Raw genomic sequence first — 23,959 nt, forward strand, 5'->3', positions numbered from 1 at the left:
TCTCTAACATCCCAGCAGGGGGCAATTCAACGACTGGGTTGGCGCGCGGCCCCGCAAACTGTAGGAGGACGATAACAGGCAAGGAGAAGACAATGATCCCGTCTATTGATTTGGAAGCACTGCGCGCAAGTGACCCTGCCGCGCTGGAGGCCATGCGCGAGGCAGCCACTGGTGTGGGTTTTGTGACGGTTCATAACACCGCGCTTTCCGGTGTGCGCGTGAAGGAAGTGATTGAAACCTACCGCGCGTTTTTCAAACTGCCCGAGGCACAAAAGCAGCGCTATGATATGGCACGCACGGGGTCCAATCGCGGATGGGGCGCAGCAGGGTCTGAGCAGGTCGATCCAGATGCGAACCCTGATTACAAACAGTTTTTTGACAACGGCGTGAGCCTGCCCTCCAGTGATCCGCGCTGTGAGATGTCTGTTTATGCGCCCAACGTCTGGCCCGCTGAACCTGCCGAATTTGCGGGCGTGATCAGAAGCTATTACAACGATGCGCGCGATGTTGCGATGTCCGTTCTGCGCGGTGTGGCCCATTCAATTGGCGCGCCGCGTGATGTGTTTGATGCAGGGTTTGAAACCCCTATGTCCCTGTTGCGGGGCAACTATTATCCCGCGCGGCCCAGTTGGGCAGGGGCAAAGGATTTTGGGATAGCGACCCATACGGATTATGGCTGCCTGACGTTGCTGGCAACGGATGGCTCGCCGGGGCTTGAGGTGCGCAAGCGCGGCGGCGGCTGGATTCCGCTGAGCGCTGATCCAGGAACCTTTGTGATAAACTTTGGTGAGATGATGGACCTCTGGACCGATGGCCGCGTGCGCGCGACGCCGCACCGCGTGGTTGGCGGCGTAAACGAGCGGATATCAGTGCCGCTGTTCTTTAACCCATCCCATGACACCAACGTTGCGCCGCTTGGTTCAGGCAAGGTTATGATGGCCGGAGAGCACCTCGCGGCGCGGTACGGCGAAACTTACGTGCATCTGCAAAAGAAATGAGTACCGTTTTTGAAGCAGAAGTGCTGCGGGTTTGGGGTGATCACACGGACGGCGCGCATGATGTTTGGCATCTGCGCCGTGTCTGGGCCTTGGCCCGGCAGATCGCGGCCGTTGAAGGCGGTGATCTGGAGGTCATTGAGGCTGCTTGTTTTATGCATGACATCATCAATCCGCCCAAAGACAGCCCTGATCGCAAACAGGCCGCATCCTTGTCCGCAGCCCATGCATCGCAGTTCTTAGCCGCGCAAGGTATGGCGACGTCGCAGGTGAACGCCGTGGCACATGCCATTGAAGCGCATAGTTTTTCTGCGGGCGTTACACCACGCACGATCGAGGCACAGGTGGTGCAGGATGCCGACCGTCTAGAGGCATTAGGCGCGTTGGGGATTGCGCGATGTTTCAATGTGTCGGGTCAGATGGACGCCGCGTTGTTTCATGGCGGTGATCCGATGGCACAGAACCGCGCGCTAGATGATCGCGCCTATGCGTTGGATCATTTTGAGGTGAAATTGCTGCGCGTAGCTGAAACACTGAATACCGCAACAGGACGTGGATTAGCCCAAGAACGGGTCACGTTTATGAAGACATTCCGCACACAGCTGTTGGCCGAAATATCGTTTTAGCGCAGGAGGTTCAGTGCTTCGCGCGCCAACGCGCAGGCCTCTTCGGGATCATCCAGATAGGCATCAGGGAGTGTCCAATAAGGCATCGAGGATGCTTTGCCATCCTTGCGCGTATAGGTCCATTCTTCGCCGCCCAAATCGGCCATGCGATTGGCGAACGGGCCTTTGGCTGCCTTTAACATCAAACGGCCGTCAGACATCATCAACGCAAATATGGTGCCCTCAGAATAGATGCCCATCCCGCCAAACATGCGGCGGGTTGTGAGATCGGGGATGTCAGAAAGCAGCTCACGGGCGAAGGACATATCCGCCTCACCGAGGCTCATTTTGCGAAGAGTGTTTCGTCGAATTTAATGGATTCGCCGCACCCACATGCCTCTGAAACATTTGGATTGTTAAACTTGAATCCACTTTCCAAAAGTGAGGTTTCATAGTCGATTTCTGTACCGAATAAAAACATCTGGGCCATTGGTGCGATCATCACACATGCGTCGTCTTGTTTGACGACCTCATCGTTGGGATCCGCAACATCCACATATTCCATGGTGTATTCCATGCCTGCACAGCCACCCTTTTTCACGCCGATACGCAGGCCTGCATGGCCTTTGGCGGTCATCAGCTTGATGATTTGTGCTGCTGCTTTATCGGTCATGGTGACCGCTTGCTTGCCTGGAATTCCGAACATATGAGTGCTCCTTTGATCCCTAGATAGGGGTGCATGCCGACGATCTCAAGAGGTTAGTAGCCCAGCGCCCGCATCGTTGCCATTGTGGCAAAGCTGGCGGCCAGCGCCCAACCGAATGAGGCGAGCGTGCCGATGATCACATATTCGCTCATTTTCTGATCACGCGATACGGTATCAAAGCGCAAAATTGACTTGGCTGCGATGAGAAAACCAATGCCGGATGGTTCCCCGATCATAACCATCAAAAAGATCAGCCCACGTTCCATCAGCCCGATGATGCGGCCTGCATATTCCAACCCGTCTAGTTGGGCATCAAATTTGTAACGGGCCATCAGGTGGCCAACGGCTGGGCCACCCGCCATTGTCGCCGTGATCAGGCCACTCAGGACAAGGGCGACTTGTATCATATCTGTGCTCAGCGGGGGCCACCATGGCTCCAGTAGGGCGTTTGGCAGCCACATCACCGCGCACAGCAATATGACCAGATGCGCACATTGATCCAGCAGATAGGTGCGTAGGGTATCAGGGGCCAGATGAACCTTGATGGCATCAATCGCAACATGAGTAAGGGCAATGCCAAGGCTAAGAGCCATCGCGCCCCCCGAAAACAATGCCGTCAGGGCAAACACATGCAACCCATGCATCAGCATAAATACGGGCCGGTGTTTGTTGAGTACCATATTTGTGGTTTGGAACACAAAATCCGCCAGCAGATGCGCGCAAACCAGTGCAATCAGCAGCTCAATCGTGAGTAGGGGCATGATGGGAAGGCTCATATTAAATGGGTTGCTTTCTGAGTTTGCAACCTAATTTGGTTGCTATTATGCGCTTTCATAAGCGTCACAACTGTCTAACAACGCGATAACTCCTGCGGCATCCGCCTGCTTTTGGGTCATCTGGCGGCTACGGTTCAAGGTCTGAGCCAAGGCTTCTTGTGTAGGAGGCGTAGGTGCGAGCAGAGCATAGGCCACCTGCGCCTGTTTGGGTGTCCACCCTTGGGCAATGCGGTCAGCCAATGGGAGGGCGCATCGCAGGGCAACCGTCCCATCAGGAGCAACCATGCGCGGTCCACGGCTGATTGCATCCAGCGCGCGACCCGAGTGTAAAAATGCAGGACCATCCGCACTGGCCAGATCGCTACCTTGCATCTGACCTTGCCCAACCCCTACGCCAATGCGGGTATCGCGGCCTTTGCCAGTCTGACGCACAGCAGCGCGCATCACCAGCGCGCCGCGCAGGGCGTAAACAGGGGGCAGGGCCATCTGCCAGCCATCGCCGCGAAACCGCGCAAATGTTGTGGTGCTGTCGGGCCACTGCGCAATCGCCTGCGCTGCATTTTCCAGCGCGGTAAACACGTCTTGCAATGCATCCGCACCCAAATCGGTCGAACGTACGATATCACCGGTGAAAACCGCCCAGTTCTGCATTGTAGCCTCATGCTGCGTTCTAGTGTCGCTGTTCAGTTTGACAGGCAACCCCTGCGGGGGCAACAACACAAAATGCGCCCTGCTTAGGCGACTATACAAATTGCGCCCCGCTGGTGCGACAAAGCAAAACGGGCCGCCAATTTCCATGGCGACCCGCAAAATCATCAAATTTCGTAGAACTTACATAAAGCCCAGTTCAAGGCGCGCCTCGTCAGACATCATGTCCATGCCCCACGGTGGCTCCCAGATCAGCTCAACGTCGACATGTTTCACACCCGGAAGGGGCTCAACCGCGTCAGCAACCCAGCCCGGCATTTCGCCCGCAACAGGACAGCCGGGCGCAGTCAGCGACATTTTGATCGCTACTTCGTTCTGGTCATTGATATCAATGGTGTAGATCAGACCCAGCTCATAAATATTCACTGGAATCTCGGGGTCATAAACCGATCGACAGGCTTCGACTACCTGCTCATAGAGCGCATGATCGGTGCTTGAAGGCGCAATTAGCGGCGTGCCTTCGAGAGGGGGTATTGAGTTGGTCATCTGCGCCTCATCTATAAACTTGACTGTTTATATATGGTTTGGGTGGGGAGACGTCCAGAGGCGTAGGGCATTGAATGGCCTAATTGTAGCTGTTGTTGTAGCGCGACAAAGGTTTCTGCAGTAAATGACAGAGTTTCTTGCAGCAAAACGTTTTCCCTGATCCATAGGCCTGTCATGACCGTTTAAATGACTGCTGTCCATCAGATGTTTAAACATCGTTCAAAGACCCTTTAAACACCTCTTGAATTGCTCTGACCCTGAGAACGCCATGAATCAGGATCAGAGCTGACTTGTCAGATCACACCTTGATGACCGAGTTCAGCTCGTAAAGCGCAGTACGCATGCGCCGCAGCCAAGGAGACAACTCCGTTACCTGCTGCTGCGGATCGGTCCATCCGATTGGCCAACCCATCATCCAATCGGTGAAGTTCGGGTTCAACTGTCTTGACGCCTTGCCCTTCCAATGCACGTCGCCATTCATCAAAGTGACCCGGCATCGGGGCGAAGAGACCAAGGGTGTCCCCGTCCATCCCGTCGCCCGCATCAAATCCCAAGCCATCGTCCAGACTGTTGCGGCCGTCCTCACCGAAGTCTGCGTCCCCTTCTGGTTCGGATCGACCAAGAACTGGAAGTAGTTCGGCCCCAACCGCACCGATGTTCTGTTCCCGCCCATCTTGAATGTCGGCGTGGGCCAGAATGAACACCCGTTCGCGTACGTGAGACCCGCCAACTTCCGCCGCTGATACGACGCGCGCTGCAACCCTGTAGCCCATTCCCTGAAGGTCTCGGGTGACGTCTTGGAGGCCAAGGGTGAGATGCCCTGGCACGTTTTCAAAGAAGAGCCATTCGGGTTGAACTTCGGACACAATTCTTGCGACGTCTGGCCAGAGATGTCTTGGATCGTGCTCACCTTTGCGTTTGCCAGACAAGGTGAAGGGCTGGCAGGGATATCCGGCAGTGATGATATGAATGCGGCCGCGCCATGGCTTGCCGTCAAAGGATTTGAGATCGTCCCATATCCCGCTTCTTCCGTATTCTTACGGGGTCTTCCGGCTACTGCAATAACTAGTGCTCACGACACTTGAAAAAATGACACTTGAAAAAATGCTCTCTCGCATCACTGAAATGCGAGAGAGCGGAGCGTTTTTAGTCGTCAGAGCCGGTAATGCCTGAGCGGTGCAGCAGGCCACCAATGGCGCCACCGATCAGCGGAGCAACAATAAACACCCAAAGCTGTGACAATGCTGTGCCGCCAACAAACAAGGCAGGACCCACAGAGCGGGCAGGGTTCACAGATGTACCTGTGATCGTGATGCCAACAAGGTGGATCATTGTCAGTGTCAGGCCAATCACAAGACCAGCCATCAAGGGGCTGCCATTGCCGGATGTCACGCCAAGTATCACCACAAGAAATACTGCCGTTGCGATCACTTCAAAGATGAACGCGGAGATCATAAAGAACTCACCGCCGTAGCCCGCGCCCCAACCGTTCTGGCCCATGCCACTAGCAGCAACATCGTAACCGCCCGCAGAATTGGTCGCGAGCGTAAAGATCGCGCCAGCAGCGATAATCGCACCGATGGTTTGAAAAATGGAATATCCGATAAAGTCGGTCACGCTGATGCGGCCAGCAACCAATGCTCCCATGGACACAGCAGGGTTCAGGTGCGCGCCAGAAATCTGACCGATGGAATAGGCCATCGCCACAACAGAAATACCAAACGCAAGTGCGATGCCTGTGATGTTAATCGGATCGGAGAGGCCCATGCCCGCCCCGGCAAGCACGGCAGAGCCGACGCCAAAGAATACGAGGACAAATGTCCCGATCGCTTCCGCAATATATTTGCGCATGTAAATTCTCCCAGAGTTGTTCAACATAATCATGCGGAACACTCTCCGCGCTTGCACTGTGATGCAATTGCGCTGCGCGGGTTAGGGGATAAACCGTGCAAACCTTCCCCTTTAGAAGGAATCCAAAGGGGAAGGCGGTATTGAAGCTACGAGATTAGTCTTCGTTGATGTCGCGTGTAACAATGCGCGCACTGCTGGACTGGCTCTTGAACGCGACCTTAAGCGCAATCCACGCGAGCAACGACAAGCCCGCAAAGAGCGCCAAAAGCACCGATGTGTTTGTGAATAGGCCCAAGGCGACAACTGCTGTCATCCCCAAGGCACCCAGTGCAAAGCCCAGAAAGACAGAGGCAGGTGCAATCAATTCAATCAGGGCCAGCGCCAAAGCGGCACACAGCCAAACCCACCAGACATGCAACAGATTATCCATTAGCTGCGACCTTTAAGCAGTTTGAACGCATCTCCAAAGGCGGCAAGTGCCTCGGAAGGAACCACAATTGTCTGGTTTCCCGCGCCAGTGCTCATGGTGCCTAAGGCTTCAACCTGTTTGAGGGCAATCTGGTATTGCGCAGCCTCCAGACCATTTTCATTGATGGCAAGTGCAACGGTTTGTGTGGCGTAAGCTTCGGCGTCTGCCAGCACGCGGCGGGCTTTGGCTGTTTGCTCGGATGCGTATAGCTCGGCGTCAGCGGCCAGCTCAACCGCACGTTTGGAACCTTCGGCCTCGGTTACTTGGGCACGGCGCGCACGTTCAGCGTTCAACTGCTGCATCATTGCGGCGCGGGTCGCCGCATCAAGGTTCACGTCCAGAATTTCGGCGCGGGTCACTTCGATGCCCCAATTATCAACAGCATCTTCAACGAAGTTCTTGATGGTCGAAATGAGGGACGAGCGGTTGGCCTGCACTTCGTCCAGATCCATTTTACCGATTTCAGCACGCACAATACCTGCGACTGTGGTGGCAATTGCACTGTCTACATTGCGAATTCGGTACACTGTCTTTTCTGGCTCAATAATGCGGTAGAACACGGATGTATCGACCTGCACCAACACGTTATCACGTGTGATCGCGTCCTGAGAGGCGATGGGCAACTGGCGTTCCAGAATAGAGATTTTATGCGCGATCTTATCAAAGAACGGCACGATCATGTTGATCCCAGGTCCAAGCACGACGCGCAGGCGTCCAAAACGTTCAACCACGTGTTGTTCTGACTGAGGGACAATTTTGACGGCCTTAAGGACAACCACCACCAGCACAACAGCCAGCAACAGCCAGCCCAGATTTTCTTGCAACATACCCAGTAACTGCTCTTCAATGTTCAACGCGTTATTCCTCAAGATTAAAATTTATACCCTTTATGTGGGGCCAAAACGCCCTGATTGCAAGATCGGGCTTCCTGCGGTAGGCCAGCGCAGTAACCGCGTGAGGAGCCGAAAATGCCCAAGATTTCCTATCAGATTGAAGCAACAGACGGACGTGCCCGCACAGGGCGCATCAACACACCGCGCGGTGAAATTCGCACACCTGCATTTATGCCTGTGGGCACAGCGGCGACGGTAAAGGCGATGATGCCATCGTCCGTGCGTGAGACGGGTGCGGATATTTTGTTGGGCAACACCTACCACCTGATGCTGCGCCCCACAGCTGAACGGATCGACCGTTTGGGTGGGCTACATAAGTTTATGAACTGGGACCGCCCTATCTTGACGGATTCTGGTGGGTTTCAGGTGATGTCACTGGCCAATCTGCGCAAACTGACCGAACGCGGCGTGACCTTCAAAAGCCACATCGACGGATCCAAACACGAAATCACACCTGAACGCTCGATGGAGATCCAAAAGTTGCTGGGTAGTGACATCGTGATGTGTTTTGACGAATGCCCTGCATTGCCAGCTGATCGCGACCGGATTGCCTCCAGCATGGAGATGTCCATGCGGTGGGCCAAACGCTCCAAGGAGGCTTTTGGTGATCGTCCGGGTCATGCGCTGTTTGGTATTCAACAGGGCGGGCTAGAAAAAGACCTGCGCCAGCAATCTGCCGAAGCGCTGCGCGAGATTGATTTTGACGGCTACGCTATTGGCGGTTTGGCCGTGGGTGAGGGGCAGGCGGCGATGTTTGACTGTCTTGATTACGCGCCCGAGCAATTGCCGCAGGACAAACCGCGTTACCTGATGGGCGTGGGCAAGCCCGATGATATTGTTGGTGCGGTCGCACGCGGTGTTGATATGATGGACTGCGTTCTGCCGTCGCGCTCAGGGCGCACAGGGCAGGTGTTTACCCGTAAAGGTGTGTTGAACATCAAAAACGCACGTCACGCCGATGATCCGCGCCCGCTGGACGAGGATTGCGGCTGCCCAGCCTGCCAAAACTATTCCCGCGCCTATCTGCACCATGTGTTCCGCTCTCAGGAGATGATCTCCTCTATGCTGCTGACATGGCACAACCTGCGCTATTATCAGGACATCATGGCGGGCATGCGCGAAGCCATTGCGGCGGGCACATTCACAGCATGGCAAAACGATTTTCACAGCACCCGCGCACAAGGCGACATTGATCCGCTCTAGGTGTGTTTGTGGGGCTTTTGGCTGGTGTGCCGTGTCTATGAAAGCATTCAGACACCTAACAGGTGAAACGGTTCATGTTTGGAGCGCAGAAGTACATATAAAACCATAGGAAGTTGTAAATCTCCCTATGGTCATTTTCTTGGTCATATCTGGCTGATTAGAAGCGGTAAGAACCACGGATTTGGATCAAGTCAACGTCAAAACCCAGCCCATCAGTGTTATCAACATCAGTGAATGTTGTTCTTGAAGATTCCAATCCTAGATTGAATTTTTTGGTCACGCGATACTCAGCGCCAATACCATAAGAGATGCCATTCTTAGAAACGTCGTCGTCCGAAACGTGAGCAGCGCCCAAGGTGACGTAGGGCATAAATTTCCCGAGATCATACCCAACCCGACCACGCAGACGGATCATATCCGTATCATCATCATCGGCTTCATCCGAAGAAACACGGTCAAATGACAGTTCTCCCCCAACAACAAACGTCCCCAGATCGTACAGATATCCCGTGTGCAAACCAACGCTGTCGATGTTGATTTCCTCTGATGTACTCCCGTCGGATGCAGTGTTATCACGGCTCCCCAGCTGAAGCCCGATATAGCCGCCAGTCCAGCTAAGGTCATCGAATGTTTGCGTCAGCACTGGATCAGGCGGGGGAGGGGTAATGGTACCCGCAAATGCAGCCCTGCAACAAGACTGGCAATAATAAACTTCATTCGATTTTCCTAAACCACAGTCGGGAGGCTCACGCTACTTCAGATAGGCGTTCACAGAACGAAAACTTGCTCAATGGCGCCTCTCGCACATGAAAGGGAAATTGGGTTGTGTAGCATTTTGGGCGCTGAACCACTTAAGTTCTGATGCGCAATGTGACCAATTGTGGGGTGTTGTTCGCGAGGTATTGGGATCAACAGGCATGCAATGAGACATTGATCCGATTAGATCGTGAGTTCCCGAAAGCCGGAGCACGTAAGAGAGCGGAATACCATACGTTCGATTGGTAATCGTAAGTCTTTGATTCTTAATCGATAGCGCGTAACGCATCAATATTTTAAGCTGAGATGCGAGTGCATTGTAATGGGAGCGTACCTGATAAGTATTCGCCGGTGGATATGGTTGGTGCGCAGAAAGGGATACATAATTTGCTTCGTTCCGAGCGGTGTTTGATGCTCTTATTGTCAATTCAATTGAATAAAGTTCCCGAATTTTGAAACCTTGCATGACGGAAAATTCTACGTACTGATTCATTGACGTATCTATTTCGTGTTCGGTTGTTCGCGAAAAAGTTAAACTTCTGAGCGAAGCCAAACCGTGTTTTTACCAAAAACGATGAGCCGATTTTTTATCCTTTCCATTTCCGGCTTGGCCGCATTTTCCCATCGCCGGATGTGGCGGCGGTGGCGGTGTGGCAGACAGCAAAACTGCCAGCAGAATAACGTCAGTTTCGAACGGTGAAGTGAATGTTTCGCTCGAAGGAAAAGAAGGAGGCTCAGTTAGCTGTCCGCTTGTTGGGCTGGTGGCTTATGCCTCCGGTGCTGATCAGAATCGCGGCCAGATTGTTGCTGTTGCAGGCATCACCGATGGGGCCACAGTAGGCGCGCCAGTAAGCGAGGGCACGGTGACTTACGATACTCGCTATAACTACCATGTTGTGGGTAAGGTTTCGCGCAGTAGTTCATTCATCTCCGGTACGCGCGCGACACGCCGTTTCGATGGTCAAACAACCCTGACCGCCGATTTCGACACTGGTTGACTAACAGGAAGCAGCTCTGATCTTGAGGTGGACGGGCGCACAAACGGGCAAACCGTTAGCGGTGATGCAGTTGTAAATTACAATTTGCCGACCAGTATATTTGGCACTACGAGATTGACGGGGACCGTCACAACGGACCTGAGCGGTAAGATCGGCAGCACAGGTGTGATTGCTACATTTGATGGCACCGATGACAATACAGCCCTTGCAGGCGGGTTGGTTGGTGTCGCTAATTGAGGCCAGACCACGTGCGTACTGCAAGTTCACATCTGCTGTGCGCCATTGTGCTTTTGCTCAGCCTGAGCACACATGTCACCGCCCAGACAGGGCTTGATCCAAATACGATGGGTCAGGCCCGTGTCTTGCGCGTGGCGGGTGAGTATGACGCGGCGGTAGATATTCTACGCCAATTCTTCGCGCATCCCAAAGACACAGGTGTGCGCGAAGAATTGGGGTATGTGCTGATCCTCGATGGTCAAATGGCTGCGGCACAATACCAGTTTGAAATCCTAAGAGAGCGCAGCACAGATCCACAATTGCGTGGTCTCTATTCTGCTGTCTTGCGCCGTATTATTGATGAACGGCCCGTAGGGATCAGTGTGATCTTTGGTGCGACCCCCACGAGCAACCTCAACCATGGCACCGATAATACTACACTTGGTAGTGATGGAGGGGATATCACGCCCGAAAGTCGCCGAATATCAGGCTGGCAAAGACGGATAGGCCTGCGTGGATACGTTAGGGGCAATATCGGAGCAAAGGGACGCGTTGTGTTTGACTGGCGCGCGCAGCGTCACCTTTATTCCACACTCAATGAGCCTGAAACCGAAACCGAGTTAGGCCTAAGTTTTTCGCAAGTAAATCAGCAAAGTGACATCGGCGCGCGCGTTTTCCGAACCGATCGTCGGCGTGAACGAGGCAACTACAGCCGTGCAGGTGTGACCTTTTTCGGCGGCAAAGAGACTGCCCCGGGAAAGCTCATCAATGGGTTTTTGTAGTTTTCGGTTCTGAATGTGGAAGATAATGATGGCAAGGAGGCGTTACAGACCCTTTTAGACGTTGGCTATACGCTCACGCCAACGCCAGCTTTTGCATATCGGTTTGACTTTCAGGTCGCGCGCGTAAATGCAAACATCGACTTTCACAGCTATTCCAGCTTGGCGGCGACCTTGCAGGTAAACACGGCATTTAGGGGCGGGTATGAGCTGTCTACACAGGCGGTTGCGGGCTTACGTCACTTTGACCGTGATCTGGATTTTTCGCGAGAGGATAGTTTCGCCGACATATCCGTTACAGTTTTCAACAGCCAATTCAGCGTTGGTGGCATTGTGCCAAAGCTGACGTGTACGCTGGGCGCTACAAAATCCAACGTTGCGCTGTTTGAGGCCGATACAAGAGCCTGCGGCGTGTCGCTGAGCCGCAGGTTTTGATCGCGCTAAGTCATCATAGTATGCACGTTCATTAGTGGGCAGAGCGATTTTTACATTATCCGCTCACAGGGTCATGAGTATCGGTGCGCGGAGATAACTGCCGTTTTCTAATTGGGCGAAAATCGAAAATTTTAGGGTACGCACCTTTCCAATATCGTTTGTATGCTAGCTAAAGGAATGGTAATTCTCTATTCGAATAGTCGCTGTTGTGACAAATGGGATAAAAAAGTGTGGAGCTGGTTAGTGAAGTGCGAGGTGCGGGAATTGTTGTATGGATATTGATAACGCTCTTCGATTTCTAGATGAACTTTCAAATGATACGGCAAGGCTGCATCTGGAGTCCCACAGTTATTTCCCTTCACATAGAGCATTGATGAGGCTCGCGAGCCGAGTTGATGATGATCCACAAAACGACGGGTTGCTGAGTTTATCATGCGCAGTTTATGGGTGGATGCCAACGATCCTGAAAAATTGGAAGTTTGAGAATTTTGGTGTTGAATTTCCGGTCGAAGTTGTCAAAGGCTTGAATGACGCAGAAGCCGGAAAAGAATTTCTTTCAAAAATTGATGCAGTTTCACCTATAAATAACTCTTGGGTTGGTCTGAGTAAGCTCCTTTACTTTCTTAACCCAGAACTATTCCCGATTTGGGATAGTCGTATAGCTAAACACTTCGGGTTTAATTGGGCAGGACAACTCAATAGAAAAGATGTCTATATTTCTTACTTTATGTTTATCCACGAAAATCTGAAAGCACAGCAAGACATGTTGATTTTTGTAGCTGACCAAATTGAAAAAGACCATGGATACAGACCTTCAGCAGTAAGGTGCCTAGAGCTAATATTTTTTGAATCTCCAGTTAACGATCGTCTACCCCATTGAGCGCGTCATACAGATTCGCGGCTAATCAGTGAGCTGATCAGCCGAACCTTTATTATTGATAGTTACCGAATAGCCAAATTCTACGCTGCCTTGGGGCGGGAGGATAATGCTATTTGGACGCCCAGAAATCTGCGGGCCGTCGCCTATATATGATGCAGTGCCGTGCCATGGCTCGATGCATAGGAACGGCGCGCCTGTAGGGTGCCACAATGCCAGATCAGGGAGGTTGTGGAATTCAAACGCTAGTGAGGGGCCGGATTTGGGACCATAGCGCAGGGCATCTGATCCGTTTGGGAACACCAATGCGCCGTGGTTGAACATCTCTTCGGCCAGTTCCAGATTGCCACCAATGAATGGCCCCTTACCAGGTTCAGGGCGTAGCAACCCATCATTCAGCGCGCGCATGTCAGGGGTTCCCCTATTTGACAGCGTGACGTGGTGTGCGGCCTCCTGTGCGTTTGGCAGGGGCCAGCTAAACGCTGGATGGAACCCAAAACCGAATGGCATGGGTTGCGTATCGTCATTGGTTACAACAGCAGTGACGTGTAGCGTGGCCCCGTCCAAACGGTGGGTGAGCCTCAGTGAGAATTTAAAGGGATAGACTGCGCGGCTCTGAACACTATCGCTCAGCACATGACGGCACATCGTTTCTGTCTGCTCTTCAAGGGTAAATACGCTGCGCCGCGCAAAGCCGTGCTGGGGCATGGGGCTGGTGTGATCGCCCACCGCAACAATGTCATCCACGGCGCGCCCGACAATTGGAAACAACACAGGCGCGCGCCCCGTCCAATACGCGGCATCGCCGTGCCACAAAAGATCATCCCCAGCCGCCGTGCGCAGATATTGCATTTCCGCGCCCATAGGGGCGACAGCAAGGCTTAGCGCGTCACTGCGCAGGACTGTATGGGTTGACGTCATGGGCTTTCCTAACAGGTTGCGGGTATTTGACCCGCTAAATGGCTTTCACCAAACCTATGTCGGCTCATAGGTGTTCATCGTCAACAGTTCGTATTCTGCAACTGGCTCATCATCCTGATTTGTCACCGACACGTGCCAACGCACTTGGCCGTATTCCTCGGTGCGCGGTGTCTTTTTCTTGACGGTCAGGCGGACCTTTATCTCATCATCAGGCGAGACAGGCTTCATGAAATTCAGGTTCGCAAGGCCGGTGTTGGCCAGCACGGGGCCGGGGTCTGGCTGTACAAACATACCCGCCGCAAAGCTGAGCAGCAGATAGCCATGCGCGACACGGCCGGGGAAGAATGGATTTGCCTTGGCGGCTTCCTCATCCATGTGGCCATAGAACGTATCACCCGTGAAGTGGGCAAAGGTTTCAATGTCTTGCAGCGTGACCTTGCGCGGCGCTGTATACAGGGTTTCGCCAAGTTGTAGCTGGTTGAAGCTGCGGGTGAACGGGTGCGGCCCGCCTGTGTGCTCTTTTGCACCGGGGACCCATTGCTCACCAATAGCTGTCAGGATGTCGGGGCTGCCTTGAACGCCTGTGCGCTGCATGTAGTGCATCACACCGCGCACGCCGCCCAGTTCTTCACCACCGCCAGCACGGCCCGGTCCGCCGTGGACCATGTGGGGCATTGGCGCGCCGTGGCCTGTTGCCTCGGCCATGCTGTCGGCGTTGTTGAAATACAACCGACCGTGCCACGCAGCCGATCCCATAACCATCTTGCGCGCCAGATCACCGTCGCGCGTGATGACAGATGCCACAAGCGAGCCTTTGCCGCGGTTCAGCAGAGCAATGGCGTGATCCGCGTCGCGGTAAGGCATGATGGTGCTGACAGGGCCAAAGGCCTCGGTGTCATGCAGGTGGTTAGCGTTGTCTGGATTAGCGCAGTGAAACAACATCGGCGGCAGGAACGCGCCCTTTTCACGGTCGGCACCTTGCACGGTGAAATCATCGGGGTCGCCAAACACACGCTCGGCCTCAGACCCGATCAGCGCTGCTTTCTCAAGGACATCCGCGCGCTGGCTGGTGCTGACCAATGCGCCCATGCGCGTGGCGGGATCACGTGGATCACCGATGGTGGTTTTGGCAAGACGCGCCGATAGCGCCTCAATCACCGCCTCGACATGCGCGGCAGGGGCCATGATGCGGCGGATGGCGGTGCATTTCTGGCCCGCCTTGGTGGTCATTTCGCGGTGGACCTCTTTGACGAACAGATCAAACTCAACCGTGCCGGGGGCGGCATCAAGGCCCAGAACCGACGCGTTGAGGCTGTCTTGTTCCGCCACAAAGCGGACCGAGTTCGCCAGCAGGTGCGGGATTGATCGCAGGGACAGTGCCGTTTTGGCAGAACCCGTGAAGCTGATCACATCTTGTGCGTCTGTGTGCAGCAACAGATCACCCACACCACCAGAAATCAGCTGCAATGAACCCTCAGGCAGGATGCCACTGTCCAGCATCAGCTGAACACACAGATGGGTCACATAACAGGTCGCAGTGGCGGGTTTGACGATGCTGGGCACACCCGCAAGGAAAGTTGGCGCAAATTTCTCAAGCATCCCCCAAACGGGGAAGTTATAGGCGTTGATATGAATGCCAACCCCTTGAAGTGGCACACAAACGTGCTGCCCTTGGAAGGTGCCAGTGCGGCCTAGCTGTTCTAGCTCTCCATCCAGATAAATCTGGGCATCCGGCATCTCGCGCCGCCCCTTGGAAGCGAAGACAAACATTGTCCCGATGCCACCATCAATGTCAAAGGCGTGGTCAGCTTGGGTGGCACCTGTCTCGAATGATAGATCATACAGCTTTTGCTTATGCTCGGTGAGGTGCAGCGCCAGCGCCTTGAGCATCCGCGCACGGTCATGAAACGTGAGGGCGCGCAGGGCAGGGCCGCCAACCTCGCGGGCATAGGCATGCATGCCCGCCACGTCCAACGTATCATTGCCTGCTTGGGCGATCACATCACCAGTGATTGCGGATGGAATGGCGCGCGCACCGCTGTCAGGGGCAACCCATTGACCAGCAGCGAAAGAAGGGATCATCATCATGGGCTGGCCTTTATTGGTCATAGTCAAATTTAACGGTATCGCTGAGGGCATAGCATTGGCACGATAGCACAAACCCAGCGGCAACCTCGTAATCCTCTAGCGCGTGATTGGTGAGCATCTCGACCTCGCCTTCGGTCACTTTTGCACGACAGGTCGAACAGACACCCGCCTTGCAGGCAAACGGCGCATCAACCGAATTATCGAGCGCGGCCTCTAGCAGGCTTTGATCACGCGGCATGGTGAAACTGCGCGCGGCACCGTCCATTATAACCGTAGCTTCAGTGGTCGCATGGGCGGCAGCAGCATCTTTGCTAACTTTACGCTGCTTGGCGCGTCCCTGTTGGGAGGCGGCAAACAGCTCGAATTTGATTTGCTCATCCGTGAGACCATGGGCGCGCAAGGAGGCGGCAATTCCCAGCATCATAGGCTCGGGGCCGCAAATGAAGGCAGTGTCCACCGAGGCAATATCAATCCAACTGCTGAATAGTTTTGCGCATTTGTCCTCGTCCACGCGGCCTGTGAACAGATCGATATCCTGCGCGTCAGCTTCCAGAACATGGATCACATTCACGCGGCCCATATAAGTGTTCTTGAGGTCTTCGAGTTCGGCGCGGAACATGATCGTGTTCACCGCGCGGTTGGCATAGACCAGCGTAAAGCGTGAGTTTGGCTCCCGCGTCAGCACCGAGCGTAGGATGGACAGGACTGGCGTGATGCCTGATCCACCCGCAAAGCCCAGATAGTGGCGATGGGCATCGGCCTCTAACGCTGTATGAAAGCGACCAAGCGGCGGCATGGCGTCCAGCGTATCCCCAACCTTGAGCGTCTCATTTGCCCATGTTGAAAATGCGCCACCATCGACCCGTTTGATACCGACCTGTAGCGTGCCATCGTCAAGGCCCGCACAGATGGAATAGCTGCGCCGCAGTTCTTCGCCGTCAAAATCGCGGCGAAAGGTCAGATATTGGCCTTGAATGAAATCAAAATCATCGCCGTCAGGTGCCGCAAGGCTAACCACAACCGCATCGCGGATGGTTTTATGGATGTCGGTGACGGTTAGGGGATGGAAACGCGCCATTGTTACCTCAGATACATTTGAAATAGTCGAAAGGCTCAAGACAGCTGAGACAGCGCCAATGGGCCTTGCAAGGGGTTGAGCCGAATTGGCTTACTTTTTGAACGTCCGCAGATTTGCAGCGGGGGCATTGGGCGGGGCCACCAGCGGGTGAGGGCGGGGCGATCCCGTAATCCTCCAGCTTGGTGGCACCTTTGGCGCTGAGCCAATCGGTGGTCCACGGCGGCGACAGCTGCGTCTTGAGGCGGATGTCGGTCAGCCCATGATCCCGCAGGGCGGTTTCCACATCCAGATTGATTATGCTGGTGGCAGGGCAGCCAGAATAGGTCGGCGTGATCGCGACCTCTAGGGTTTCGCCGTGCCACGTGACATCGCGGATGATGCCCAGATCCACCACCGAAATCACAGGGATTTCCGGATCAGGCACCTCGTCTAACCAGCCCCATATGGTCTGAATATCAGGTTTCACCAGTTTGAACCCGGGTAGGCGCGTTGCAGCCACTGCATCTGTGTCAGCATATGGCCAAGGTGTTCGGTGTGGCGCGCACCTGTGCGGCCGCCTTTATGGGCGAAATTGTCCTCAGGGATGATCAGCGTTGCCTCGGTCATAGTGGCGCGCACAGTGCTTTCCCACGCTTCACGCAGACCAGCGGGATCAGGGATGACGCCCGCGCCAACCATTTGCGCATCAACTGCGTCACTTTCAAACATCTCACCGACGTAGGGCCACAACAGGTTCAGCGCGTCTTGCATCTTGGTGTGGCTGATTTCGGTTCCATCCCCAAGGGAGATCACCGTCTCGGCGGAACGCTCAAAGTGGTAGGTGGCTTCCTTCACGGCCTTGGCCGCGATCTCGGCGATGCGGGGATCACTGGAACTACTGAGACCGGCCAGCAGCGCACGGTGGTAGGCATCAAACAAGAACTGGCGCATCATGGTGTGGCCAAAATCGAGGTTAGGGCGTTCAACCATCAGGATATTTCGGAAATCCCAAACATCGCGCAAGAACGCGAGGTCATCGGCGCTGCGGCCTTTATTCTCAACTTCAGCGGCGTAACCCAGCCACATCTGCGTCTGACCGATCATGTCCAATGCGGTGTTGGCCAGTGCAATGTCTTCTTCCAGCACAGGCGCCTTGCCGCACCATTCAGAAACACGGTGACCAAGCACAAGTGTATTGTCCCCCAGCCGCAGCAGGGTTTGAAATAACGCGTCTTGGGTCATCACATATGGCCCACTTCGTCTGGCACATCAAAGAAGGTAGGGTGGCGGTATACCTTGTCATTTGCAGGATCATACAGCGCTTCTTTGTCACCGGGGGCGGAGGCATGAATGGATTCAGCCTCAACCACCCAGATCGAGACACCCTCGTTGCGGCGCGTGTAGACATCGCGCGCATTTTTGATCGCCATTTCAGCGTCAGGCGCATGCAGCGATCCGACGTGGCGGTGGCTTAGGCCGTGTTTGCCGCGAATAAACACCTCAAAAAGGGGCCATTCGCCAGTACGTTTAGGTTCTGTGCGTTTTGGTTGGGTCATTGAATTACTCCGCAGCAAGTGGGGCACAGCGCGCAGTGCGCCACTGTGTGGCAACTGCCAAATGGTCCCAGCCGAACGCATGTTCAGTGGCACCGTGTGTGTTGAAATGTGCAAGGCGCGCTGTGGCCTCGGCGATGGTAGGGCGGTGGCCGTCTTCGACCCACCACATAGCAAATGCCATGCTGTCCATTGCCGTGAACCACTGATCGCGCTTGGCGTAGAATTGTTTGTGCAGCGTGCCCCAAACGAACCCCTCAAGGGCGGCAACATCGCGCCACACAGAGACATTGATAATTACATTGGGATCATCGCCGATTTGCGTGTCTGTGGCATTGCCGCTGGCATCGACATAGCGCCAGATGAACCCGTCCATGCGTTCGGCAATGCCGTTCACGCGGTCCAGATTGTCGGCGAATTCGGCGACAGCAGGATGGTCAATTGCGTGGGTGAGGCGGGCGATGTTGATCTCAGCCAGATGCATTATTCTGCCGCCAGTTTGGCTGCGCGTTTTTTGACGGAGTGGGCTAGCATGCCTTCACGCACCCATGCGCCGTCATCCCACGCTTGTTTGCGGGTGCTTAGGCGGTCGTGGTTGCACGGGCCATTTCCAGACAGCACGTCAAAGAACTCATCCCAGTCAGGTTCGGCAAAGTCATAGCCACCTTTTTCCTCGTTCCATGCCAATGTGTCATCGGGCACGGTGAGGCCAAGGTATTTTGCCTGCGGCGCGGTTTGGTCGACAAATTTCTGGCGCAGCTCATCGTTGGTGTCCATTTTGATTTTCCACGCCATGGATTGCGCGGAGTGCACGCTGTCTTTGTCAGACGGGCCGAACATCATCAGGGACGGATACCAAAAGCGGTTTAACGCATCTTGGGCCATCTTCTTTTGCGCCTCAGAGCCGTTGCACATCTTCATCATGATGTCGAAGCCTTGGCGCTGGTGGAAAGATTCTTCCTTACAAATCCGTACCATAGCGCGGGCGTAGGGGCCGTATGAGGTGCGCTGAAGCGGTACTTGGTTCATGATCGCAGCACCGTCAACCAGCCAGCCAACAGCACCCATATCGGCCCATGTCAGCGTGGGGTAGTTGAAGATGGAGGAGTATTTCATCCGTCCCTCATTCAGCGCTTCAAACATCTCGTCACGGGTGATGCCCAGCGTTTCCGCAGCACAATAGAGGTACAGGCCATGACCCGCCTCATCTTGCACTTTTGCCAGCAGGATCGCCTTGCGCTCCAACGTGGGCGCGCGGCTGATCCAGTTGCCTTCGGGCAGCTGGCCGACGATTTCGGAGTGGGCGTGCTGTCCGATCTGGCGGATCAGGTTTTTGCGATACCCCTCTGGCATCCAGTCCTTTGGCTCGATCTTGCCTCCGGCGTCGATGCGCTCTTGAAAGGCGCGTTCTTGCGGCTCCATCTCGTCCAAGGATTTCACGCCTTGGCCCGTGGATTTGATCATCTGTGCGTACATGGTCTCAGATCCTTTCAAGTAGGGGGTGTTGGTTAGCTTGCGCGTTCAAGAATAAGGGCGACACCTTGGCCGACGCCCACACACATGGTGCACAGGGCATAACGACCGCCTGTGCGTTGCAGCTGATAGGCCGCCGTCAGCACCAGCCGCGCACCGGACATGCCCAGCGGGTGACCAATGGCAATTGCGCCGCCATTTGCGTTTACGTGAGGTGCATCATCCGCCACACCCAGCGCGCGCAGCGTTGCGATCCCTTGCGAGGCGAACGCCTCGTTCAGTTCAATCACATCCATCTGGTCGATGGTCAGGCCTGCACGGGCAAGTACCTTTTCAGCCGCGGGAATAGGGCCAATGCCCATCACACGCGGTGCAACACCTGCCGCTGACATTGCAACAACGCGCGCAATTGGTTTGAGGCCGTGTTCCGCTGCGGCGGCCTTGGAAGCGATCAACATTGCGGCTGCACCGTCATTTACACCTGAGGCATTGCCCGCAGTTACTGTTTTATCCGCACCATTGATGCCGCGCAGTTTTGCCAATGCGGCGGCGTCGGTTTGGGGGCGGGGGTGTTCGTCGCGTGAGACGACCTTTGGATCACCTTTGCGCTGGGGGATCGTCACGGGGATGATTTCCTGTGCAAATACGCCTGCGGCATCTGCTGCGGCCCAGCGTTCTTGCGAGCGTAGGGCAAATGCATCTTGATCCGCGCGGCTTACGCCGTGGTCATCCGCTACATTGTCCGCAGTTTGCGGCATGGAATCGACGCCGTAGGCTGATTCCATCTTTTTGTTCACAAAGCGCCAGCCGATGGTTGTGTCATAAACTGCATTCGCACGACCAAACGCGGTTTCGGCTTTTGGCATGACGAATGGTGCGCGGCTCATGCTTTCGACACCGCCTGCGATGGCTAGGTCCATATCCCCTGCGCGAATGGCGCGGGCGGCTTGGCCAACGGCATCAAGGCCAGAGGCGCACAGGCGGTTTAATGTGATGCCCGGTACATCGACAGGCAAGCCAGCAAGCAGTGCCGCCATACGCGCCACGTTACGGTTGTCTTCACCCGCTTGGTTGGCGCAGCCCATGACGACATCATCAATGCGTGTCCAATCGACATCTGGATTGCGCGCCATCAGGGCCGCCAAAGGTGCCGCTGCTAGGTCATCTGTGCGAACAGAGGATAGTCCGCCGCCATAGCGCCCGATGGGTGTGCGTACCGCGTCACAGATAAAGGCTTCGGCCATTCGTGTTCTCCCAATAGAATTCCTGTAGGCAGGTTAACGTGAAAATGGAGGCCGATCAAGAAATATGTTACGAAATAGTTATTTCGAAATGCAAAACAGTAACGCAATACTTGAAATGTGTTGCCGCCATGCTAATTTCTCTCAAAGACAAGCCAATCGGCAGTTGCTCAGGGATCGTCTTCGAGCGATGTTAGGAAAAACGGGCTGAAAAAATTGGCCCACCATTGAAACAGGCGGGCAGGGTGCCCACGTATCCTACCCATACAGGAAGCGGCCGAATTGTTGCCTCAAAGAGGGACTGGCGCCGCTTTGCCAAGATAAGGAAAAGAGCATGCAAGAGCCTCTGAACGCTAGCTATCCCGTACTTCCGCTGCGCGATATCGTTGTATTCCCCCATATGATTGTGCCGCTTTTTGTTGGTCGCGACAAATCCGTTCGCGCCCTCGAAGAGGTAATGGCCGATGACAAACAGATTCTGTTGTCTAGCCAGATCGACCCCGGTGTTGATGACCCTGACGCCACTGGCATCTTCTCAACAGGTGTTTTGGCCAATGTCCTGCAACTGCTGAAGCTTCCCGATGGCACCGTAAAGGTGTTGGTCGAAGGGCAGGCGCGTGTGCAGATCACCGAATACCTTGAGAATGATAGCTTCTTTGAAGCCCGCGCTGAATACCTCACCGAGGTACCAGGTGACGCCGATACAACCGAAGCGTTGTTGCGCACGGTTGGCGAAGAATTTGAACGCTACGCCAAGGTAAAGAAAAACGTCCCCGAAGAAGCAATGACCGCCGTTGGCGAAGCATCTGATCCCGCGCGCCTTGCGGATTTGGTTGCAGGCCACCTCGGGATTGAGGTCGAGCAAAAGCAGGATCTTCTTGAAACGCTCAGCGTGTCTGACCGTCTGGAAAAAATCTATGGCTTGATGCAGGGCGAGATGTCTGTGCTGAAGGTTGAGAAAAAGATCAAAACCCGCGTGAAAACGCAGATGGAGAAAACCCAGCGCGAATATTATTTGAATGAGCAGATGAAGGCCATTCAAAGCGAGCTGGGTGACGGCGAAGATGGCAAAAACGAAGTTGTCGAGCTGGAAGAGCGTGTTGCCGCCACTAAGCTGAGCAAAGAGGCCAAAGAAAAGGCCGACGCTGAGATCAAAAAGCTCAAGAACATGAGCCCGATGTCAGCCGAAGCTACAGTTGTGCGCAACTACCTAGATTGGATGCTGTCCATTCCATGGGGTGTTAAATCACGTGTGAAGAAAGACCTCGGCAAAGCCGAAGCGGTTCTGGATGCAGATCACTACGGCCTTGAGAAGGTGAAAGAGCGCATCGTTGAGTACCTCGCGGTGCAGCAACGCTCATCCAAGATGAAAGGCCCGATCATGTGTTTGGTTGGTCCTCCTGGTGTGGGTAAAACATCGCTTGGTAAATCTGTGGCCAAAGCAACGGGTCGTGAATTTATCCGTATCTCCCTTGGGGGTGTACGTGACGAATCCGAAATCCGTGGTCACCGTCGTACCTATATTGGCTCCATGCCCGGTAAGATCATTCAGGCGCTGAAAAAGGCGAAAACCACAAATCCGCTGATCTTGCTCGATGAAATCGACAAGATGGGTCAGGATTTCCGGGGTGATCCAGCCTCTGCCATGCTTGAAGTGCTTGATCCGGAACAGAACTCCACATTTGTGGATCACTACCTTGAGGTCGAATATGACCTGAGCAACGTGATGTTCCTGACCACATCCAACAGCTATAACATGCCGGGCCCACTGCTGGACCGGATGGAGATCATTCCGCTGTCTGGCTACACCGAAGACGAAAAACGCGAGATCGCCAAGCAGCATTTGGTTGAAAAGCAGATCAAGAACCACGGCTTGAAGGCCAAGGAATTCTCAATCGAGGATTCTGCGCTGACGGGCATGATCCGGTACTACACCCGTGAGGCAGGCGTTCGGAACCTTGAGCGTGAGATTGCAAAAGTCGCGCGTAAAGCGCTGACTAAGATCATTCGCAAAGAGGCCGAAAGCATTACTGTGACGGGCGACAACCTTGATGACTTCCTTGGTGTGAAAAAGCACCGCTATGGGTTGGCTGAGCAGGATGATCAGATCGGTGTGGTCACAGGCCTTGCCTATACCTCTGTCGGGGGGGAGCTGTTGCACATCGAAGCGCTGCGCCTACCAGGCAAAGGCCGGATGAAAACCACAGGTAAGCTGGGCGATGTGATGAAAGAAAGCATCGATGCAGCGAGTTCGTATGTGCGTTCGATCAGCCCAAAGATCGGTGTGAAACCACCAGTGTTTGATACGATCGACATTCACGTACACGTGCCTGATGGCGCAACGCCAAAAGACGGCCCAAGCGCTGGTCTGGCGATGGTGACGTCCATCGTGTCTGTACTTACCAAGATCCCTGTGCGCAAAGACATAGCCATGACGGGCGAAGTGTCCTTGCGTGGGAATGCGATGCCCATTGGTGGTTTGAAGGAAAAACTACTGGCTGCCCTGCGTGGTGGCATTAAAACAGTATTGATCCCGCAGGAAAACGAAAAAGACCTGCCGGATATTCCTGACAACGTAAAAGAGGGGCTGACAATCATTCCCGTGAGCCACGTGTCCGAAGTACTCAAGCACGCGCTGGTGTCGCAACCTGTTGCGGTTGATTGGGACGAAGCGGCAGAAGAAGCGGCTGCAGCAGCGGCACTGCTAGCTGCACGTGCAGGTAAAGTTGACGTTGCGACAGCACATTAACTGCTCAACCTGAGGAAGTAGCCAAAGATACGCACGCGCCCCGTAGGAAACTGCGGGGCGTTTTTTATGGACCCATAGCTTTGATGTGAAAATGCCCGCACCATGGCAGTGGTACGGGCATCGG

The 23,959-nt window shown here is 54.5% G+C and carries 28 protein-coding genes; 9 read left to right on the top strand and 19 right to left on the bottom strand.

Features of this window, described 5'->3' with window-relative positions; genetic code table 11:
• Positions 1-92: 92 nt before the first annotated feature.
• Positions 93-998: an isopenicillin N synthase family dioxygenase gene (locus V7775_RS09630; RefSeq protein ID WP_335751671.1), complete on the top strand. Its 906-nt coding sequence runs from the start codon at positions 93-95 to the stop codon at positions 996-998.
• Positions 995-1,621 carry an HD domain-containing protein gene (locus tag V7775_RS09635; RefSeq protein ID WP_335751672.1) on the top strand — a complete coding sequence of 209 codons (627 nt, stop codon included), beginning with the start codon at positions 995-997 and terminating at the stop codon, positions 1,619-1,621. The genes V7775_RS09630 and V7775_RS09635 overlap by 4 nt, the downstream gene beginning before the upstream one ends.
• Here the strand turns inward: V7775_RS09635 and V7775_RS09640 are convergent.
• The 9 genes from V7775_RS09640 to V7775_RS09680 form a co-directional block, all read right to left on the bottom strand.
• Entirely contained in the window at positions 1,618-1,926 is a 309-nt protein-coding gene (locus V7775_RS09640; protein ID WP_335751673.1) for a TfoX/Sxy family protein, read from the bottom strand. The two genes, V7775_RS09635 and V7775_RS09640, sit on opposite strands and share 4 nt — an antisense overlap.
• 17 nt (positions 1,927-1,943) lie before the next feature.
• On the bottom strand, positions 1,944-2,306 hold the full coding sequence (locus tag V7775_RS09645) for a HesB/IscA family protein (RefSeq protein WP_335751674.1): 363 nt from the start codon (positions 2,304-2,306) through the stop codon (positions 1,944-1,946).
• A 53-nt stretch (positions 2,307-2,359) separates the two neighbouring features.
• Positions 2,360-3,082: a DUF3307 domain-containing protein gene (locus V7775_RS09650; RefSeq protein WP_335751675.1), complete on the bottom strand. Its 723-nt coding sequence runs from the start codon at positions 3,080-3,082 to the stop codon at positions 2,360-2,362.
• Positions 3,083-3,127: 45 nt separating this feature from the next.
• Entirely contained in the window at positions 3,128-3,898 is a 771-nt protein-coding gene (locus tag V7775_RS09655; protein WP_335751676.1) for a hypothetical protein, read from the bottom strand.
• 15 nt (positions 3,899-3,913) lie between these two features.
• A complete protein-coding gene (locus V7775_RS09660) occupies positions 3,914-4,276 on the bottom strand; it encodes an SUF system Fe-S cluster assembly protein (RefSeq protein ID WP_335751677.1) in 363 nt (120 codons plus the stop codon).
• A 293-nt stretch (positions 4,277-4,569) separates the two neighbouring features.
• Positions 4,570-5,295, bottom strand: a complete 726-nt coding sequence (locus V7775_RS09665) for a DNA cytosine methyltransferase (RefSeq protein WP_335751763.1) — start codon at positions 5,293-5,295, stop codon at positions 4,570-4,572.
• A gap of 127 nt (positions 5,296-5,422) precedes the next feature.
• Positions 5,423-6,127 carry an MIP family channel protein gene (locus V7775_RS09670; RefSeq protein WP_335751678.1) on the bottom strand — a complete coding sequence of 235 codons (705 nt, stop codon included), beginning with the start codon at positions 6,125-6,127 and terminating at the stop codon, positions 5,423-5,425.
• A 154-nt stretch (positions 6,128-6,281) separates the two neighbouring features.
• The gene (locus V7775_RS09675; RefSeq protein ID WP_335751679.1) at positions 6,282-6,557 is read right to left on the bottom strand and encodes a hypothetical protein; all 276 of its coding nucleotides are present in this window, start codon (positions 6,555-6,557) and stop codon (positions 6,282-6,284) included.
• Entirely contained in the window at positions 6,557-7,423 is an 867-nt protein-coding gene (locus V7775_RS09680) for an SPFH domain-containing protein (protein ID WP_443070108.1), read from the bottom strand. The genes V7775_RS09675 and V7775_RS09680 overlap by 1 nt, the downstream gene beginning before the upstream one ends.
• Before the next feature lie 141 nt (positions 7,424-7,564).
• On the opposite strand from V7775_RS09680, the gene tgt reads away from it, so the two are divergent.
• A complete protein-coding gene (gene tgt, locus V7775_RS09685) occupies positions 7,565-8,692 on the top strand; it encodes a tRNA guanosine(34) transglycosylase Tgt (RefSeq protein ID WP_335751681.1) in 1,128 nt (375 codons plus the stop codon).
• Positions 8,693-8,849: 157 nt separating this feature from the next.
• On the opposite strand, the gene V7775_RS09690 is transcribed toward tgt, so the two are convergent.
• Positions 8,850-9,335, bottom strand: a complete 486-nt coding sequence (locus tag V7775_RS09690) for an outer membrane protein (RefSeq protein WP_335751682.1) — start codon at positions 9,333-9,335, stop codon at positions 8,850-8,852.
• Positions 9,336-10,098: 763 nt separating this feature from the next.
• On the opposite strand from V7775_RS09690, the gene V7775_RS09695 reads away from it, so the two are divergent.
• From V7775_RS09695 to V7775_RS09715, 5 genes are all read left to right on the top strand, one after another.
• The gene (locus V7775_RS09695; RefSeq protein ID WP_335751683.1) at positions 10,099-10,446 is read left to right on the top strand and encodes a hypothetical protein; all 348 of its coding nucleotides are present in this window, start codon (positions 10,099-10,101) and stop codon (positions 10,444-10,446) included.
• A gap of 27 nt (positions 10,447-10,473) precedes the next feature.
• On the top strand, positions 10,474-10,683 hold the full coding sequence (locus V7775_RS09700; RefSeq protein WP_335751684.1) for a hypothetical protein: 210 nt from the start codon (positions 10,474-10,476) through the stop codon (positions 10,681-10,683).
• A gap of 11 nt (positions 10,684-10,694) precedes the next feature.
• Positions 10,695-11,444: a tetratricopeptide repeat protein gene (locus V7775_RS09705; protein ID WP_335751685.1), complete on the top strand. Its 750-nt coding sequence runs from the start codon at positions 10,695-10,697 to the stop codon at positions 11,442-11,444.
• 15 nt (positions 11,445-11,459) lie between these two features.
• The gene (locus V7775_RS09710) at positions 11,460-11,876 is read left to right on the top strand and encodes a surface lipoprotein assembly modifier (RefSeq protein WP_335751686.1); all 417 of its coding nucleotides are present in this window, start codon (positions 11,460-11,462) and stop codon (positions 11,874-11,876) included.
• Positions 11,877-12,147: 271 nt separating this feature from the next.
• Positions 12,148-12,756: a hypothetical protein gene (locus V7775_RS09715; RefSeq protein ID WP_335751687.1), complete on the top strand. Its 609-nt coding sequence runs from the start codon at positions 12,148-12,150 to the stop codon at positions 12,754-12,756.
• Between the two features lie 21 nt (positions 12,757-12,777).
• Here the strand turns inward: V7775_RS09715 and V7775_RS09720 are convergent, their stop codons facing one another.
• Genes V7775_RS09720 through pcaF form a run of 9 tightly spaced genes read right to left on the bottom strand, consistent with a single transcriptional unit; the run spans position 12,778 to position 21,089 of the window.
• The gene (locus tag V7775_RS09720) at positions 12,778-13,674 is read right to left on the bottom strand and encodes an aldose 1-epimerase family protein (protein WP_335751688.1); all 897 of its coding nucleotides are present in this window, start codon (positions 13,672-13,674) and stop codon (positions 12,778-12,780) included.
• A gap of 54 nt (positions 13,675-13,728) precedes the next feature.
• Positions 13,729-15,762 (bottom strand): phenylacetic acid degradation bifunctional protein PaaZ, encoded by a 2,034-nt coding sequence (gene paaZ, locus V7775_RS09725; RefSeq protein WP_335751689.1) that lies wholly within the window; start codon positions 15,760-15,762, stop codon positions 13,729-13,731.
• A 10-nt stretch (positions 15,763-15,772) separates the two neighbouring features.
• Positions 15,773-16,840, bottom strand: coding sequence for a 2Fe-2S iron-sulfur cluster-binding protein (locus V7775_RS09730; protein ID WP_335751690.1), 1,068 nt, complete (start codon positions 16,838-16,840; stop codon positions 15,773-15,775).
• Between the two features lie 7 nt (positions 16,841-16,847).
• Positions 16,848-17,306: a 1,2-phenylacetyl-CoA epoxidase subunit PaaD gene (gene paaD, locus V7775_RS09735; RefSeq protein WP_443070103.1), complete on the bottom strand. Its 459-nt coding sequence runs from the start codon at positions 17,304-17,306 to the stop codon at positions 16,848-16,850.
• Positions 17,303-18,061 carry a 1,2-phenylacetyl-CoA epoxidase subunit PaaC gene (paaC, locus tag V7775_RS09740; RefSeq protein WP_335751691.1) on the bottom strand — a complete coding sequence of 253 codons (759 nt, stop codon included), beginning with the start codon at positions 18,059-18,061 and terminating at the stop codon, positions 17,303-17,305. Before paaC ends, paaD begins: the two co-directional genes overlap by 4 nt.
• Entirely contained in the window at positions 18,061-18,375 is a 315-nt protein-coding gene (gene paaB, locus V7775_RS09745) for a 1,2-phenylacetyl-CoA epoxidase subunit PaaB (RefSeq protein ID WP_335751692.1), read from the bottom strand. The genes paaC and paaB overlap by 1 nt, the downstream gene beginning before the upstream one ends.
• 4 nt (positions 18,376-18,379) lie before the next feature.
• Positions 18,380-18,856, bottom strand: coding sequence for a DUF3291 domain-containing protein (locus V7775_RS09750; protein ID WP_335751693.1), 477 nt, complete (start codon positions 18,854-18,856; stop codon positions 18,380-18,382).
• Complete coding sequence (paaA, locus tag V7775_RS09755; protein ID WP_335751694.1) at positions 18,856-19,848, bottom strand: 1,2-phenylacetyl-CoA epoxidase subunit PaaA; 993 nt, start codon at positions 19,846-19,848, stop codon at positions 18,856-18,858. Before paaA ends, V7775_RS09750 begins: the two co-directional genes overlap by 1 nt.
• A 32-nt stretch (positions 19,849-19,880) precedes the next feature.
• Positions 19,881-21,089, bottom strand: coding sequence for a 3-oxoadipyl-CoA thiolase (gene pcaF / locus V7775_RS09760; RefSeq protein ID WP_335751695.1), 1,209 nt, complete (start codon positions 21,087-21,089; stop codon positions 19,881-19,883).
• A gap of 331 nt (positions 21,090-21,420) precedes the next feature.
• Between pcaF and lon the strand changes: the two genes are divergently transcribed.
• A complete protein-coding gene (gene lon / locus V7775_RS09765) occupies positions 21,421-23,835 on the top strand; it encodes an endopeptidase La (protein ID WP_335751696.1) in 2,415 nt (804 codons plus the stop codon).
• The last annotated feature ends 124 nt before the right edge of the window (positions 23,836-23,959 follow it).

Source organism: Sulfitobacter sp. (assembly GCF_036960155.1).
Lineage (GTDB): Bacteria > Pseudomonadota > Alphaproteobacteria > Rhodobacterales > Rhodobacteraceae > Sulfitobacter.

Excerpts from the sequence above, each read along its gene's own strand:
- V7775_RS09630 (WP_335751671.1), top strand. The coding sequence starts at position 93 with ATGATCCCGTCTATTGATTTGGAAGCACTGCGCGCAAGTGACCCTGCC.
- V7775_RS09635 (WP_335751672.1), top strand. The coding sequence starts at position 995 with ATGAGTACCGTTTTTGAAGCAGAAGTGCTGCGGGTTTGGGGTGATCAC.
- V7775_RS09640 (WP_335751673.1), bottom strand. The coding sequence starts at position 1,926 with ATGTCCTTCGCCCGTGAGCTGCTTTCTGACATCCCCGATCTCACAACC.
- V7775_RS09645 (WP_335751674.1), bottom strand. The coding sequence starts at position 2,306 with ATGTTCGGAATTCCAGGCAAGCAAGCGGTCACCATGACCGATAAAGCA.
- V7775_RS09650 (WP_335751675.1), bottom strand. The coding sequence starts at position 3,082 with ATGAGCCTTCCCATCATGCCCCTACTCACGATTGAGCTGCTGATTGCA.
- V7775_RS09655 (WP_335751676.1), bottom strand. The coding sequence starts at position 3,898 with ATGATTTTGCGGGTCGCCATGGAAATTGGCGGCCCGTTTTGCTTTGTC.
- V7775_RS09660 (WP_335751677.1), bottom strand. The coding sequence starts at position 4,276 with ATGACCAACTCAATACCCCCTCTCGAAGGCACGCCGCTAATTGCGCCT.
- V7775_RS09670 (WP_335751678.1), bottom strand. The coding sequence starts at position 6,127 with ATGCGCAAATATATTGCGGAAGCGATCGGGACATTTGTCCTCGTATTC.
- V7775_RS09675 (WP_335751679.1), bottom strand. The coding sequence starts at position 6,557 with ATGGATAATCTGTTGCATGTCTGGTGGGTTTGGCTGTGTGCCGCTTTG.
- V7775_RS09680 (WP_443070108.1), bottom strand. The coding sequence starts at position 7,423 with ATGTTGCAAGAAAATCTGGGCTGGCTGTTGCTGGCTGTTGTGCTGGTG.
- tgt (WP_335751681.1), top strand. The coding sequence starts at position 7,565 with ATGCCCAAGATTTCCTATCAGATTGAAGCAACAGACGGACGTGCCCGC.
- V7775_RS09715 (WP_335751687.1), top strand. The coding sequence starts at position 12,148 with ATGGATATTGATAACGCTCTTCGATTTCTAGATGAACTTTCAAATGAT.
- V7775_RS09720 (WP_335751688.1), bottom strand. The coding sequence starts at position 13,674 with ATGACGTCAACCCATACAGTCCTGCGCAGTGACGCGCTAAGCCTTGCT.
- paaZ (WP_335751689.1), bottom strand. The coding sequence starts at position 15,762 with ATGATGATGATCCCTTCTTTCGCTGCTGGTCAATGGGTTGCCCCTGAC.
- V7775_RS09730 (WP_335751690.1), bottom strand. The coding sequence starts at position 16,840 with ATGGCGCGTTTCCATCCCCTAACCGTCACCGACATCCATAAAACCATC.
- paaC (WP_335751691.1), bottom strand. The coding sequence starts at position 18,061 with ATGACCCAAGACGCGTTATTTCAAACCCTGCTGCGGCTGGGGGACAAT.
- paaB (WP_335751692.1), bottom strand. The coding sequence starts at position 18,375 with ATGACCCAACCAAAACGCACAGAACCTAAACGTACTGGCGAATGGCCC.
- V7775_RS09750 (WP_335751693.1), bottom strand. The coding sequence starts at position 18,856 with ATGCATCTGGCTGAGATCAACATCGCCCGCCTCACCCACGCAATTGAC.
- paaA (WP_335751694.1), bottom strand. The coding sequence starts at position 19,848 with ATGTACGCACAGATGATCAAATCCACGGGCCAAGGCGTGAAATCCTTG.
- pcaF (WP_335751695.1), bottom strand. The coding sequence starts at position 21,089 with ATGGCCGAAGCCTTTATCTGTGACGCGGTACGCACACCCATCGGGCGC.
- lon (WP_335751696.1), top strand. The coding sequence starts at position 21,421 with ATGCAAGAGCCTCTGAACGCTAGCTATCCCGTACTTCCGCTGCGCGAT.